The sequence below is a fragment of the Streptomyces sp. NPDC002742 genome, from assembly GCF_042888885.1.
GTDB lineage: Bacteria > Actinomycetota > Actinomycetes > Streptomycetales > Streptomycetaceae > Streptomyces.
In genome coordinates, this window is record NZ_JBIAQF010000002.1 from 313,758 (window position 1) to 328,727 (window position 14,970).

The window sequence follows — 14,970 nt, forward strand, 5'->3', positions numbered from 1 at the left end:
GGTGGGCAGCTTGCGGGGCTGCCGTTGCTGCGGGGCCAGAAGGCCCTGGTGACCGGGGCGAACTCGGGCATCGGACTGGCGACGGCGGTCGCGCTGGGCCGGGCGGGTGCCGACGTCGTCGTCAACTACGTCGCCGGACAGGAGGCCGCCGAGGACGTGGTCCGGCAGATCCAGGCCTTCGGCGTACGGGCCTTCGCCCATGAGGCGGACGTGTCCGACGAGGGTCAGGTCGTCGGGATGTTCGCGCGCATGCTGGAGGAGTTCGGCACGATCGACATCCTGGTGGCCAACGCCGGTCTGCAACGGGACGCGGCGGTGACGGAGATGACCCTCGCGCAGTGGCACAAGGTCATCGACGTGAACCTCACCGGCCAGTTCCTGTGTGCCAGGGAGGCGGCCAAGGAGTTCCTGCGCCGCGGTGTGGTGCCCGAGGTGTCCCGCTCCGCCGGGAAGATCGTCTGCATGAGTTCCGTGCACCAGATCATTCCGTGGTCCGGTCACCTGAACTACGCCGCGTCCAAGGGCGGTGTCCTGATGCTCATGCAGACGCTGGCCCAGGAGCTCGGCCCGCACGGGGTCCGGGTCAACGCGGTCGCGCCGGGTGCCATCAAGACCCCGATCAACCGCAGCGCCTGGGAGACCCCCGAGGCCGAGGCGGAGCTGCTCAAACTGATCCCCTACCGCAGGGTCGGGGAGCCCGAGGACATCGCCGACGCGGTGACGGTACTGGCCTCCGACCTCATGGACTACGTGGTCGGCACGACCCTGTTCGTCGACGGCGGGATGACCCTGTTCCCCGGCTTCGCCACCGGAGGCTGACCACACTGTGGAAGACCATGTGACCCCCCGCCGGGTGGTGATCCTCGGCGGTGGCTTCGCAGGCCTGTTCGCCGTGCGGGCCCTGCGCAGCGCCCCGGTCGCGGTGACCCTGGTCGACCGCTGTGCCCACCACCTGTTCCAGCCTCTGCTGTACCAGTGCGCCTCCGGAATTCTCTCCGAGGGCCAGATCGCCCAGCCGCTGCGGGCTGTCCTGCGCCGCCACCCTCAAGTGCGGTGCCTGCAGGCCACGGCCACCGACGTGGACGTGGCCCGGCGGGTCGTCCACGCGCGGCGGTTGGACGGCGGCGGGCTGGAACTGCCCTACGACGATCTGATCGTGGGCATCGGAGTACGGCAGTCGTACTTCGGACACGACGAGTTCGCGCCTCACGCGCCCGGCATGAAGACGCTGGCGGACGCGCTGGCCGTGCGGACCAAGATCTACCAGGCCTTCGAGATGGCCGAGGCGAGCGAGGACCCGCAGGAGCGCGCGCAGTGGCTCACCTTCGCCCTGGTGGGCGGCGGCCCCACCGGGGTCGAGCTGGCCGGGCAGATCCGGGAGATCGCCGGCCACACACTCGATCGGGAGTTCTCGGCCATCGATCCGGGCCGCGCGCGGGTCCTGGTCTTCGACGGCTCGGACGGCGTACTCGGCGCCTTCGGTCCGGTGCTGTCCCGCAAGGCCGCTCGCACACTGGACACCCTCGGTGTCGAGGTCCACCTGAACTCGATCGTCACCGCGGTCGACGACCGGGGCCTGACGGTGCGCCGCAAGAACGGCGACACGGACCGGGTGGAGGCGCGCACGGTGCTGTGGACGGCCGGAGTCGAGGCACCGCCCCTGGCGACGGCGCTCGCGCGGGCGACCGGCGCCGAGCAGGACCGGGCGGGACGCGTCAAGGTCGAACCCGACCTCACCATCACCGGATACCCGGAGATCCGGGTGGTCGGCGACCTGATGAGCCTGGACAAGCTGCCCGGACTCGCAGAGGTCGCGATGCAGAGCGGCGCCTACGCCGGCCGACGGATCCGCCACGACGTCGAGGGAAGGACTGGCAAGCCCCGTCCGTTCCGGTATCTGGACCTCGGCAGCGCGGCCTACATCTCGCGGGGCCGGGCCGTCGTGAAGATGGGCCGCTTCCACGCCTCGGGGCTGATCGGCTGGCTGATCTGGCTGTTCATCCACATCGTCTTCCTCACCGGGTTCCGCAGCAGGGTCGGCGCGCTGCTCAGCTGGGCGGTGGTCTTCGCCTCCGGATCGCGCCGCGAGCGCGCCTTCCCCGCGGCGGTCCCGCATTCCGCCGCCGCGCCCGTCCTCTCCCCGTCCGGTCCACCGGCTGACCCCGTCACCCGGCACGAGCCACCGAGGCCCGCATGAACACCGCCGCCCATTTCCTGGCGAACACCCCGGCGCAACTGCTGCCCGCCCGGGAACTCATGGCCTTCACCCTGGCCTCCCACATCATGCTCGTGCCGTTCGGCGTCGCGCTGCCGTTCATCACGCTGGTCATGCACTACCGGGGTCTCCGGAAGAACGATCCGGTCGCCATGTTGCTGGCCCGTCGCTGGTCGGCCGTGATGGCCGTCCAGTTCGCCGTCGGCATCGTCACCGGCACCGTGCTCTCGCTGGAGTTCGGCCTGCTGTGGCCCGGCATGATGGGCCGCTGGGGCGACGTCTTCGGCCTCGGATTCGGCGTCGAGGCGTGGGCCTTCTTCCTGGAGGCGATCCTGATCGCCATCTACCTTTACGGATGGCGCCGGTTGAAGCCCCGTACGCACTTCTGGCTCGCCGTCCCGCTCCCGTTGGCGGCCCTGATGGGCGCGTTCGGCATCATCGCCGCCAACTCCTGGATGAACACCCCGCAGGGCTTCACCCTCGACGCGAGCGGGAAGCCCGTGAACGTCGACGTCGAGCAGGCGATCTTCACGCCGATGTTCGGCCCGCAGTACTGGCACTTCGTGGTGGCGATGTTCCTGACGGCGGGCTACGTGGTGGCTGGTGTGTACGCGGTGGGGTGGCTGCGCGGCCGCCGTGACCGCTACCACCGCCTGGGGTTCACCGTGCCGTTCACCGTCGCGGCGATCCTCACTCCCGTGCAGTTCGTACTGGGCGACAACATCGCCCGGCAGATCTTCCACAAGCAGCCGGTCAAGTTCGCCGCCGCCGAGCTGGTCTGGAAGACCGACACCCATGTGCCCGAGTACATGTTCGGGCGCCTCCAGGAGGACGGCAGTATCAAGGGCGGGCTCAAGATCCCCCAACTCGACTCGATCCTGGCCGGGTTCAGTCCCGACACTCAGGTGACGGGCCTCTCCTCGGTACCCGCCTCCGACCGGCCCACCGCCACCCAGGCCACCATCGTCCACTGGACGTTCGACATCATGGCGCTCATCGGCAGCGTCCTGATCCTGCTCGCCCTCTGGTACGCCTGGTGCTGGTGGCGGCGCCGTGACCTGCCGAAGTCCCGGTGGTTCTTCCGTTGTGCCGCTGTCGCAGGGGTCGCCAGCGTTATCACCGTGGAGTGCGGCTGGATCACCACGGAGGTCGGTCGCCAGCCCTGGATCGTCTACCAGAACATGCGCGTCTCCGAAGCGGTCACCCCGACGGGCGCCGGCTCGCTGTGGACGATGTTCGGCATCATGGTCACGGTTTACGTGCTCGTCTTCGGGTCGTTCCTCGCCGTGCTGCTCAAGATGCGTACGCGTTGGCGCCTCGCCGACTCCGCCGGAGTGCCGGTCGAGGGCCCCGAGTCGGACACACCGTACGGCCCGCGCCCGCAGCCGGCCGCCACCGCCGTGCACGGTGACCACCGGGCACCCGGGAGCGACCTGTGACCGCCACCGTCGTCGCCTGGGTCCTGCTGCTCGCGGTCGCCGCCTACGCCTGCGGCGGCGGTGTCGACTACGGGGCCGGGTTCTGGGACCTGCTGGCCGGCGGCGCCGATCGCGGCAGACGCCCCCGCTGGCTCATCGACCACGCCATGGCACCGGTCTGGGAGGTCAACAACGTCTGGCTGATCTTCATCGTGGTCCTCATGTGGACGGGCTTCCCGGTCTTCTTCCAGACCGTGTTCACCGCCCTGTGGCTCCCGCTCGCGCTGGCGGCCGTCGGCATGGTCCTGCGCGGCGCAGGCTTCGCACTGCGCAAACCCACCCACCGCCTCGCCGAACGCCGCATCTACGGCGCCATGTTCGCCGTCTCGTCACTGCTCACCCCGTTCTTCCTGGGCACGGTCATCGGCGCGGTGGCCTCCGGACATGCCGCACCGGGCACCACCGCCTCGACGGACGTCTGGGCCCACACCACCTCGGTCATGGCGGGCCTGATCACCGTCGCCGCCACCGCCTTCCTCGGCGCGGTGTTCCTCACCGCGGACGCCCACCGCTTCGAGGCCCACGACCTCGTCGGCTACTTCCGGCTGCGCTCCTGGATCGCCGCCGCCGCACTGCTGATCCTCGGCGTGATCGGCCTGACCGTGACCGACTCGCACGCGAGCTATGTTCACCACGGGCTCACCCACGGCGTCGGGCTCGCTCTCGTCATCGCCGCTGCGGTGGCCCTGGCGGTCACGGCATGGCTGGTCGCCGGCCCGGCCGCCGGCTGGGCGCGGTACAGCTCGGTGGCCGTGGTGGCCTTGCTGGTCGCCGCCTGGGGGTTCGCCCAACGGCCCTACCTGGTGCCCACCTCGCTGACCGTCCAGCAGGGTGCGGGGGCGAGCGCGACGATGCAGTGGATGATCATCGTCGCGGTCGTCGCCCTCGTGTTCGTCGGCCCCGCCCTGGTCGTGCTGTACCGCCTGGACACCCAGGGCGTGCTGCAACCCGTCCCCGAAGAGGACGGTGGCGAATGAACGGTGACGACGGCCGACGGTACAGCGACCCTGGTCCGTGCCACGGTGCCTGTGACGGTCGGGAACCCCGGCCACGCCCAACAGCGGAACCACCGTGGTGACGGTCTTCGAACTCGCCTTCGGCGTCGGGCTGATCGCCCGCGGCGAGCGGCGGCAGCCGGCTCGGCACGCGCATGCGCCATTTCGTCGGGCAGGGTGGCACGCCAGGAGGGGATGCAGTGACATCGAGTGAGGTTCTGCTCGGCATCGGGGTGATCGTGGCCCTCGCCGTCGGTTGCCAGCTGGTGGCGAGCCTGCTGCGGGTCCCGGCGATCCTTCTCCTGCTGCCGGCCGGTTTCGTCGCCGGCGCGCTGACCGATGACGTCAACCCCGAGAAGCTGCTGGGCCCCGCGTTCTCACCGCTGGTCTCGCTGGCCGTGGCGGTGATCCTCTACGACGCCGGACTCGGGTTGAACCTGCGACGCCTCAAGGGCCACACCCGCAAGGTCGTGGTCCGGCTGATCTGGCTCGGGGCGCTCATCACCTGGCTGGCGGCCGCCCTGCTCGCGATCCCCATCGTCGGCATGTCCAGGGGCGCGGCCGTGATGCTGGGCGCCATTCTCGTCGTCAGCGGCCCGACCGTCGTCGGGCCGCTGCTCAACTACGTGCGGCCGACGGAAAGACTGCAACGCGTCCTCATCTGGGAGGGCTCACTGATCGACCCGATCGGCGGCATCCTCGGGGCGTTCGTCTTCCACGGCGTCCTGGCCGGCGAACAGCACGGCCCCGGCAGCCAGCTCGGAAAGTTCAGCGCCAGCATCGCGGTCGGCCTGGCCGGCGGAGCCATCGGGCTGGCTCTCCTCTGGCTGCTGCTGCGTCACCTCACCCTCGACGAGGTCCTCTCCACGACGCTTCAACTTGCCTCAGTGGTCCTGGTGGCAGCGGTCTGCGACGCCTTCCGGGACGACACGGGACTCATCGCCGCCGTCGTCATGGGAATGGCCCTGGCCAATCTGCCCGGACTGGACATGCCCGCTCGCCGGCCCTTCTTCGAAACAATGGTCTCGCTCATCATCGGGCTGCTGTTCATCTCGATCTCGGCCACCGTCACCCCGCAGTCCCTGCGCCACGTGGCGCTGCCGACCCTCGGCCTCGTCGCCGCCCTCGTCCTGGTGGTCAGACCCCTGGTGGCATTGCTCTCCACCTTCCGCACCGACGTGCCGTTCCGGGAGCGGTGGTTCATCGGCTGGATGGCCCCGCGCGGCATCGTCGCCGCTGCCACCGCCTCCACCTTCTCCGTCTCCCTCGTCCAGGCAGGCATCGGTGGCGCGCAGAAGATCCTCCCCGCCACCTTCGTGGTGATCGTCGCCACCGTCATGGTGTACGGCCTGACGGCGCTCCCGGTGGCCCGGTGGCTCGGCGTCCGCCGCTCGGCCCGGTCACGCCCGCTCCTGGTCGGCGGCGACCCCTGGGTGGTCGAGCTGGGGCGTGCCCTGCGCTCGGCGGGCCTGGACGTGCTGATGTGGGCGGGCCTCGACCGCGAGCGCCGGAGCATCGCGGACGCCGGCCTCGACCTGGCCCCGGGCCAGTTGCTCGCCGCCGCCAGCGGTGCCGGTGCCGAACTCGAGGGCATCACGGACGTGCTGCTGCTCACCGACGAGGACGACTTCAACGCTCTGGCGTTCATGACCCTCAAAGAGACGGTGGAAGGTCCCGTCCATCGCCTGGCACCGCCCACCCGCAGTCACGGGGTCGTGGCCCCCTACACGGGCAGCGAGGCATTGTTCGGGGAGGGGCTCAACCGGCCCGCGCTGGCGCGCCGGTACGCGAACGGCGCGCGCATCGTCACCCACCGGGTCGACGGGGGTGTCCCGGCCGGACACGACGTGCTGTTCGTGGTGCGGCCGGACGGGCGGCTCTTCGCGGCCACCGAGAGCAGTGTGCCGACGGCCGGTGGCGGCGACATCGCCATCCTGCTGACGCCAACGGCCGATCCGTCACGGTAGGGCTCCCGTTCACGGCAGCCCGCGGTACGGCTCACGTTCACGGCGCTTCGGCCGGATGCCCGCGGGCAACCCGGGTGCATCCGGCCGACGTTCGTGCCGCGTGGGTCGCCACCGGCGGGGCGGGTCCGGCGGTGGCGTTCAGCGGATCCGCTCGGTGATGTGGTCGCCGACGCGCAGGGCGTTGGCGATGGCGGTGAGGGACGGGTTCACCGCGCCGATGCTCGGGAAAAAGCTGGTGTCCACGACGTAGAGGTTGTCGAGGTCGTGGGCCTTGCAGTTCACGTCGAGCGCGGAGGTCTGCGGGTCGTTGCCGAACCGGACCGTGCCGGCCTGGTGGGCGGTGGCGCCGATCGGCATGCCCTTGTGCAGGTAGATGCTGTGCGGCAGCAGGTGGTGCGGGTGCATGCCGAGTTTGCCGAGCATGCCCCGCAGCTTGTGCTGCAGCCGGTTCAGTCCTTCGATGTTGTTCTTCTCGTCCAGGGCGAGATGGATGTCGCCGTTGTTGTCCAGGGTGACGCGGTTGTCCGGCTGGGGGAGGTCCTCGCCGCACAGCCAGAAGTCCACGGCGTGGTGGGCGAGCTCCTCGAACGGCATGTCCGGTGAGGCGAGTCCGGCCCACCGAGGTGCCTCGCCCTTGATCTGGTCGGAGTCCGACTTGCCCAGCATCTGGATGCCGCCGAGCGGGAACTCCCAGTCGTCCGCGCCCAGGTACCAGTCGTTCAGGGCGAGGGTCTTCTGGAACTGCGTGTCGTTCGGCTCCTTCGAAACTGCCATCAGGGCGAGGTTGTTGTGCCGCATGTAGTGGCGGCCGACCGTGTCGGAGCTGTTGGCCAGGCCGTTCGGGTGCCGCTCGTTCGCCGAACGCAGCAGCAGCGCGGCGGAGTTCACCGCCCCGCAGGCGACCACCACGATGGCACCGTGAAAGCGCGCCTCGGAGCCGTCCTCCAGCTCGGCGACCACGCCGGTGACCGTGCGTCCGGTGTCGTCGGTCTCCAGCTTGCGGACGTTGGCGCCGGTGATCATCCGGACGTTGTCGTGCTCCAGCGCGGGCTCGACGCAGATGACCTGGGCGTCGGCCTTGCCGCGGACGAGGCAAGGGAATCCGTCGACCCGGTTGCAGCGGATGCACACGCTGCCGTGGGTGGCGCCGCCGTTGGCGTCCTGGGTGAGGTTGACGCCGATGGGCAGGTGGAAGGGGTGCAGGCCGTGCTTCTCCAGGTCGTCGCTGAGTTGCTGGATCCGCGGCTCGTGTCGCACGGGCGGATGGGCGTACTGGGCGCTGACCGGTCCCTCGCCCGGATCCTCGCCGTGGTGCCCGTGCACGAGGTAGAGGTGCTCGGCCTGCGTGTAGTACGGCTCCAGGTCCTCGTAACGGATCGGCCAGGCCGGGGAGATGCCGCCGTGGTGGCGCAACTCGCCGAAGTCCTCCGGGCGCAGACGGAACAGCGCGGCGCCGTAGAACTTGGTGTTGCCGCCGACGTAGTAGTTGACCTCGGGCGGGAACTGCTCACCGTGTTTGTCGTACCAGAACTCGGGGGCCCGGTACTTGCCCTTCACGAAGACGGCGGTCGACTCCCAGTTGTCGCGCTCGCGGGGAAGATAGCCGCCCCGCTCCAGGATCAGGACGCGTTTTCCGGTGGGGGCGAGCCGGTGCGCGAGGGTGCCGCCGCCTGCTCCGGTGCCGATGATGATGACGTCGTAGTGCTGGTCGTCGGACATGTCGGCCACCTCGGTGTCGTCGGGGCAAGGGTCACTGCCGGTTGGCGGATCGGGGGTCAGAGGATCGTGATGGGGTTCACGGGGGAACCGGTGGCCTGGGGGAGACGCAGGGGCGCGATGAAGCACAGGAACGACCAGCGGCCCTCCTGCTCGCACAGGGACACCAGGTCCTCGAACTGGAGGTAGTCGAGGAGGTGGAGCCCGAGCGCGTGGACGCCCAGCACGTGCACGGGGAAGTCCACGCCGTCGGTGACGCTCGGGGCGGTGTCGTTGTTGCCGTCGCCGACGATCCCGTCGCGGACCAGCTCGACGGAGAGTGCCGTGGCGCCCTCCGCGCTGACGGTGGACGCCGGGACCCCGCCGTACAGGGTGCCGTCGTAGACCACATGGCAGAGCGCGTCGAGATGGCTGTCGGCGTCGCCGTGCACGTTCATGCCGAAGTGGTCGGTGGCGAAGTGCAGCCCGTGGGCGTGCTCCCCGTCCTCGGGCGGCCCGGTCAGCCTGTGGCCGGCGGGGTGCGGGTTGTCGGGGGCGGTTCGGGTTCCGACGGGCGCCGCCATCGTCACCGTCCGGCCGAGGCGGACCTCGCGCGCCGCGGCGGCGACGCGCTCCGGGGTGATGGTGGCCAGCGCGCCCCAGGCGTCGCCCGTCCCCAGGTGTGCAAGGCGCGCGTAGAGCTCCTTGAAATCGTCCTGGCTCTGGCGCGGTCGAGGATGCCGCTGGTGGTGTGCGGGCATGAACATCGCTCCTGGGGGCCTGTCAGCCACGCTGCTGGTCGAGGGCCTCGTCCAGGGTGCTCGCGGCCATGATGAGCGACAGGTGGGTGAACGCCTGCGGGAAGTTGCCGAGTTGCTCACCGCTGGGGCCTACCTCCTCGGCGAAGAGACCGACGTGGTTGGCGTAGGTGTGCATCTTCTCGAACGTGTACCGGGCGGGCCGCAACCGACCGGCCCGCGCGAGTGCGTCGACGTAGAGGAAGGTGCAGAGGCTGAAGGTGCCCTCGGAACCGCGCAGTCCGTCGGGCGAGGCGGCCGGGTCGTACCGGTAGACGAGGCTGTCGGACACCAGAGTGCGGTCCATCGCGTCGAGGGTGGACAGCCAGGACGGGTCCTGCGGGGCGACGAATCCGACCCGGGGCATCAGCAGCAGCGAGGCGTCCAGGACGGCGTCATCGCCGTAGTGCTGGACGTACGCCTGAGCCTTCTCGTTCCAGCCGTGTTCCTCGACCTGCAGCAGGATGGCGTCGCGGGCCTTCGTCCAGCGGTCGGTGTCGGCCGGCCGTCTGAACCCGGCCGCCAGTTGGAGGCCGCGGTCGAAGGCGGCCCAGCACATGACCCGGCTGTAGGTGAAGTCCTGGCGGCCTCCGCGGGTCTCCCAGATGCCCTCGTCCGGGCGGTCCCAGGAGTCGGCCAGCCAGTCCAGCGTCCGGGAAAGGACCTTCCAGCCGCGGTAGCCGGCCTGGCGGGCGATCTCGCGGCCTTCGGACAGCGCGTAGAGGGCTTCGCCGTAGATGTCGAGCTGCAGTTGGTCGGCGGCCGCGTTCCCGAGGCGTACGGGTGCGGACCCCCGGTAGCCCTCCAGATGACCGAGGATCTCTTCACTGAGGATGGGTTGTCCGTCGACCCGGTACATGATCTGCAGGGGTTCGCCGTCCTTGCCCGCGGACTCACGCAGCCGGTCGCCGAGCCAGTGGGTGAAGTCGGTGGCCTCCTCGACGAATCCGAGGTCGAGCAGGGCGCGCACAGACAGCGAACCGTCCCGGACCCAGGTGTAGCGGTAGTCCCAGTTCCGTTCACCGCCGACCTGCTCGGGCAGGCCCATGGTGGCCGCGGCGACGGGTGCTCCGGTGGGGGCGTAGGTGAGCAGTTTGAGGGTGATCGCGGAACGGTTGACCATGTCCGGCCAGCGGCCGCGGTAGTTGGAGCCGTGCACCCACTTCTGCCAGAAGTCTGCGGCGTCCCATAGTCCTTGGGTGACCCCGTCGACGGTGGGCGGTGGCGGGGCCTGTCCGTCGGCGTCGCAGACGGTCAGGACGGCTGCCGCCGTTTCGCCGACGTTCAGCGTCACGGAGCCCCGCAGGTCATCGCCGTCACGTTCGACCGGGAAGGTGCTCTGGAGGTACGCGCAGACACCGGGCGCCCTGAAGGCGGCGGCCTCGGGGCGCACGTCGAGGTCGTGCGTGGCCCGGCCGTAGTCGAAGCGCGGGCGGCACTCCATGTCGAAGCGCACGGTGCCCCGCACCGCGCGCACAGCTCGGATCAAGGTGTGCCGGTCGGTCGGGGTGCGGCTGGTGTTCGGCGGCATCCAGTCGATCACCTCACCCACCCCGTCGGGGGACATGAAGCGGGTGACCAGGACGGCGGTGTCCGGGTAGTACAACTGCTTGCAGCTGGCCTCCGGATCCGCCGAGGCGATCCGGAAGTAGCCGCCCCGGTCATGGTCGAGCAGCGCGGCGAAGACGCTGGGAGAGTCGAAGCGGGGCGCTGCGAACCAGTCGACGACGCCCCGCGAGGTCACCAGCGCGGCGGTCTGCAGGTCGCCGATGAGGCCGTGCTCAGCGATGGGCGCATAGCGGTCCATGAGTGTCCCCAGGTCAGAGCGGTCCTTGGGATTCACTATCGGCCAGGACCACGGGACGCGCCTGTTGTCGACGGCCGACTGTCCGGGTCCCTCTCAGTGATCGTGGACGGTCGGCAACCCGCGCGCGGCGTTGCCGTGGAGGACCGGTTCGTGTGAGGGATCCTGCACAGGCCGGCAGCGTGCCGTGGAACCCGAGCTCGTGGAGGTTCAGGGTTGGACATGATCCACGTCCGAGCGGTGAGCCCGCCGGACCTCACCGACCAGGCCGTCGATTTCCTTGCCGGCGACCCGTCGGTCCTGAATCTGATCGTGCAGCGTGGTGCGGCGCGGAACCCGGACGGCGACGGCATCGTCTGCGACGTGCTGACCGGCGCCGCGAACGACGTCCTGCGGGCCCTACGCGCCCTGCACCTGGACAGCCGGGGCTCCATCGTCATCGAGCCGGTGGACATGGCCTTCGTCGGTGGAGGCGCTGCGGCTCCACAGGAGCTCGGGGCACTTACCCACGCGCCCGTCTGGGACCAGGTCGAGGCGCGGATCCGGGCTGAAGGGACGTACGCGCCGAGCTTCTACCTCTATCTGGTCATCGCCGGTCTCATCGGCGCGGTCGGAATCGTCACCAACTCGCAAGTCCTGATCGTCGCGGCCATGGTGGTCGGTCCGGAGTACGGGGCGATCGTCAGCATCGCGCTCGGCATCGACCGGCACAACGGGCTACGGATCCGGCAGGGACTGCGCGCCCTGCTGCTGGGGTTTGTGCTGGCCATCGTCACGACTTTCCTCTTCGCTTTGCTGATCCGCGTGTGTGACTTCGAGTCAAAAGCCTTCAGCCTGGGCGTGAGGCCTGTCTCCGAGCTGATCGATACACCCGACTTCTTCTCGTTCGCCGTCGCCGGCCTGGCCGGAATCGTGGGCATCGTCTCGCTCACCGAGGCGAAGACAAGCGCACTGCTCGGCGTGTTCATCTCCGTCACGACCATTCCGGCGGCTGCCGACATCGCGGTCTCCGCCGCCTTCGGCAGCGGGAGCGAGGCCTGGGGCTCGTTCGTGCAGTTGATGGTCAACATCCTCGTGCTGATCGTGGTCGGTACTGTCACGCTCCGCTGCCAGCGGGAGGTCTGGCGACGGGTCGCCCTTCGCCGCGCACGCACGAGCAAGCCGTGACGGCCGCTGCCGCACCGGCGTCCTGCCGACAGCTGCGCCTTTGCCGCCTTTGCTGTGCGTCCTGGGCCGGGGCCGAAGGATTGCGCAGCGTGAGTGTGCCGTCCGCGACGCACGGCCTCACAATGATCTGGTATGAGGCTTATCCGCTGGATCGGAGGGCTCTGTGAAGGACCTCGAATTCGAGCACAAGCGGTCGCTGTCACGCCTTGAAGCCGCCGATCAGCTCGCGGCACTCTCGGCCGCTCTGCGCCATGGCGGCCGCGCCGAACTACAGCTCGGCCCCGGCAAGCTGAGCGTGCACATTCCCGACGAGCTGCAGAGCGAAGTCGAGGTGGAGGTGGGAGACGACCAGATCGAGCTGGAGATCGAGCTCAAGTGGTCGACAGCGCAGCCTGACGAGGCAAAGACATAGCAGACCGCACTGTGTCGGCACGCCCCGGCGAACAACGTGCCGCATGCTGACCGCCCGGACATCGCCGGGTTCGGCTGGGCACTCGTCATCGGAGTAGCCGCTGCCCTGCTCGGGACGGGTATCCGCCGGGCGGCACTGTTCCTGCAGCCACGGGTCGAGCGGCGGCGGGTGGTGGCCACGGCGCTGACGGGTGCCCTCGTGGGAGCGGCCGCGCTGGTGTACGCCGAGGGGACGGGGAAGGCGGCATCCGAGGTGCTGTACTCGGGCCAGAGCGCGCTCGGCCCGCTGCTGGCCGGTCAGGCCGGATACTCGGCGGCCGCCCTGGTCGTTCTTGTGGTCTGCAAGGCCGTCGCCTACAGCCTTTCGCTCAGCAGCTTCCGCGGCGGGCCGGTCTTTCCGTCGATGTTCGTAGGAGCGGCAGTCGGGCTGGCCATGAGCCACCTCCCCGGGCTGGACGTGACATCGGGCTTCGCGATGGGCGTCGGCGCCATGTGCGTGGCGATGCTGAAACTGCCGATGACCGCCGTGCTGCTGGCCACCCTGCTCCTGGGAACACAGGGCCTCACTGTCATGCCCCTCGTGATCGTCGCGGTCGTGGTCTCCTACGTCCTCTCGCAGCGCCTTGCTCCCGCTCCCGCTCCCGCACCGCCCGCGGCGGCCGTGTCCCCGTGAGGGGTCCGTCGCGAACGATGCCCCGTTCCGACCTGGAGGTTCACCGTGTTCCGGAGCCCGACCGGGCCGAGGCATTTTCCAGACGAGAGGATCTTGCGTTGAGTGACGACACACTGCTTGCGAGCTGGCGAGACGGCCAAGCCAAGGATGCGATCGTGGACTTCGTGCGTCGTGCGTCGTGCGTCGTGCGACGGGCGACGGGCGACGGGCGAGGGGCCGGACTTCGTTCCTCCGGCGGACCGGATCGCGGCTTTCGACAACGACGGCACGCTGTGGGTGGAGCAGCCGCTGCCACCGCAGTTCGACTTCGTGTTCCGGCGCTGGACCGAGGAGGTCAAGGCGGATCCCTCGCTCGCCGGCCGGCAGCCGTACAAGGCGCTGATCGAGAAGGACGCCTCGTTCCTGCATGGGGTGGCGACGCAGGACCCATCGGTGATCGAGTCGCTGCTGAAGGCGTTCGCGCGCTCGTGGGCGGGGACCACCCCGGCCGAGTTCGACGCGCAGGTCCGCGAGTGGCTGGACACGGTCCGCCAGCCGACACTCGGCGTCCTCTACAAGGACCTCGTCTACCAGCCGATGCTGGAGCTCTTCGACCTGCTGAAGGAGAACGGGTTCCGCGTCTTCGTGTGCTCCGGCGGGGGCCGCGACTTCATGCGGGTGTTCGCCGAGGAGACCTGGGGGATCCCCAAGGAGAACGTCATCGGCTCGGCCGCCGAGTACACGTACGCCGACGGCCGGATCGTGCGCGGCGAGCGGATGCTCGGCAGACTCGATCTCGGCCCTGGCAAGCCGGAGCACATCTTCGCCCAGACCGGCCGGCTGCCCGTGTTCGCCGGCGGAAACGCCGACGTGGACATCGAGATGCTCGGTTCGGCGAGGTTCGCGCTGCTGATCCAACATGACGACGCCGAGCGCGAGTTCGCATACATCACGTCCGCGGAGGCGTCCCTGGCGAAGGCGGAAGAGCTCGGTTGGACCGTCGTGAGCATGAAGAACGACTGGACCACCCTCTACGGGAAGCCGGGGCAGCGATGAGTGATCTCACGGCCGTCGACATCCTGATCGAGCCGGACACCGACTCGATCGAGCGAGCGCGCGCGGTGAACCGGCGGATGCCGCTCAGCATCCCCGCCGGGATCACCCTCGACGACACGCACCTTCCGCACATCACCATGCTCCAGCGCTACCTCGTCACCGCCGACCTCGACGCGGCGTACGCGGCCATCGAACGGACCCTGGCGGCCACCGACCCCGCGTTGTTGAGCTACCACGTCCCCGGGATCACCTATTCGGAGCACTGGGGGCCGCCGGGTCAGGCCGCCGCCGTCCTCGGTGTCCGGCCCAACCAGCTGCTCCTCGACCTCCAGGCCGCGCTGGTGGCCGCGGTGGCCCCGTTCACCGGTTCGGGCGGTACCGACGCCGCGTTCGTCACCGACCCAGGCCAGCACATCAGCCAGACGACCAAGGACTGGGTCGGGACCTACGTGCCCGACCAGACGGGAGCGAACTACACCGCCCACCTCACTGTCGGCCTCGACACCGTGGAACACCTCAAGGTCCTGCAGGCCGAACCCTTCGACGCCTTCGACATCCGCCCAGCCGCTCTCGCCGTCCACCAACTGGGCAACAACGGCACCGCCCGGAAACTCCTCAAGTCCTGGCCGCTCGGCACCTGACCACCGCGAGCCCACGCGTCATGTCCTGCTGAATCGCCGGGGGCGGGACAGGATGGTGGGACCGATGCACTGCCTGGACTAAGGAACGTGTC

12 protein-coding genes and 1 pseudogene are annotated in these 14,970 nt (G+C 69.6%); 10 read left to right on the plus strand and 3 right to left on the minus strand.

Going from position 1 to position 14,970, the window contains the following annotated elements; translation table 11 throughout:
• The first annotated feature begins 24 nt into the window (after nt 1-24).
• From ACFYW8_RS04195 to ACFYW8_RS04215, 5 genes are all read left to right on the plus strand, one after another.
• Nucleotides 25-819: an SDR family oxidoreductase gene (locus ACFYW8_RS04195; protein ID WP_389068141.1), complete on the plus strand. Its 795-nt coding sequence runs from the start codon at nt 25-27 to the stop codon at nt 817-819.
• Between the two features lie 19 nt (nt 820-838).
• Nucleotides 839-2,197, plus strand: coding sequence for an NAD(P)/FAD-dependent oxidoreductase (locus ACFYW8_RS04200; protein WP_389067601.1), 1,359 nt, complete (start codon nt 839-841; stop codon nt 2,195-2,197).
• Entirely contained in the window at nt 2,194-3,654 is a 1,461-nt protein-coding gene (locus tag ACFYW8_RS04205) for a cytochrome ubiquinol oxidase subunit I (protein WP_389067605.1), read from the plus strand. Before ACFYW8_RS04200 ends, ACFYW8_RS04205 begins: the two co-directional genes overlap by 4 nt.
• The gene (locus tag ACFYW8_RS04210; RefSeq protein ID WP_389067610.1) at nt 3,651-4,670 is read left to right on the plus strand and encodes a cytochrome d ubiquinol oxidase subunit II; all 1,020 of its coding nucleotides are present in this window, start codon (nt 3,651-3,653) and stop codon (nt 4,668-4,670) included. Before ACFYW8_RS04205 ends, ACFYW8_RS04210 begins: the two co-directional genes overlap by 4 nt.
• 218 nt (nt 4,671-4,888) lie before the next feature.
• Nucleotides 4,889-6,655, plus strand: a complete 1,767-nt coding sequence (locus ACFYW8_RS04215; RefSeq protein ID WP_389067615.1) for a cation:proton antiporter — start codon at nt 4,889-4,891, stop codon at nt 6,653-6,655.
• Between the two features lie 138 nt (nt 6,656-6,793).
• Here the strand turns inward: ACFYW8_RS04215 and ACFYW8_RS04220 are convergent, their stop codons facing one another.
• From ACFYW8_RS04220 to ACFYW8_RS04230, 3 genes are read right to left on the minus strand one after another with little or no spacing between them, the layout of a single operon-like run.
• Entirely contained in the window at nt 6,794-8,374 is a 1,581-nt protein-coding gene (locus tag ACFYW8_RS04220) for a GMC oxidoreductase (protein ID WP_389067619.1), read from the minus strand.
• Between the two features lie 56 nt (nt 8,375-8,430).
• Complete coding sequence (locus tag ACFYW8_RS04225) at nt 8,431-9,111, minus strand: cyclase family protein (protein ID WP_389067622.1); 681 nt, start codon at nt 9,109-9,111, stop codon at nt 8,431-8,433.
• Nucleotides 9,112-9,133: 22 nt separating this feature from the next.
• Nucleotides 9,134-10,954, minus strand: a complete 1,821-nt coding sequence (locus tag ACFYW8_RS04230; RefSeq protein WP_389067628.1) for a glycoside hydrolase family 15 protein — start codon at nt 10,952-10,954, stop codon at nt 9,134-9,136.
• Nucleotides 10,955-11,167: 213 nt separating this feature from the next.
• On the opposite strand from ACFYW8_RS04230, the gene ACFYW8_RS04235 reads away from it, so the two are divergent.
• The 5 genes and pseudogenes from ACFYW8_RS04235 to ACFYW8_RS04255 all read left to right on the plus strand — a co-directional run bounded on the left by ACFYW8_RS04235 (nt 11,168) and on the right by ACFYW8_RS04255 (nt 14,878).
• The gene (locus ACFYW8_RS04235) at nt 11,168-12,118 is read left to right on the plus strand and encodes a DUF389 domain-containing protein (protein WP_389067633.1); all 951 of its coding nucleotides are present in this window, start codon (nt 11,168-11,170) and stop codon (nt 12,116-12,118) included.
• A gap of 163 nt (nt 12,119-12,281) precedes the next feature.
• A complete protein-coding gene (locus tag ACFYW8_RS04240) occupies nt 12,282-12,530 on the plus strand; it encodes an amphi-Trp domain-containing protein (RefSeq protein ID WP_389067639.1) in 249 nt (82 codons plus the stop codon).
• Nucleotides 12,531-12,563: 33 nt separating this feature from the next.
• Nucleotides 12,564-13,202 (plus strand): annotated as a pseudogene (locus ACFYW8_RS04245) (chloride channel protein); the annotation flags it as partial.
• A 171-nt stretch (nt 13,203-13,373) separates the two neighbouring features.
• Nucleotides 13,374-14,237 carry an HAD family hydrolase gene (locus tag ACFYW8_RS04250; protein WP_389067643.1) on the plus strand — a complete coding sequence of 288 codons (864 nt, stop codon included), beginning with the start codon at nt 13,374-13,376 and terminating at the stop codon, nt 14,235-14,237.
• Nucleotides 14,234-14,878 carry a hypothetical protein gene (locus ACFYW8_RS04255; RefSeq protein WP_389067647.1) on the plus strand — a complete coding sequence of 215 codons (645 nt, stop codon included), beginning with the start codon at nt 14,234-14,236 and terminating at the stop codon, nt 14,876-14,878. Before ACFYW8_RS04250 ends, ACFYW8_RS04255 begins: the two co-directional genes overlap by 4 nt.
• Nucleotides 14,879-14,970: the final 92 nt, after the last annotated feature.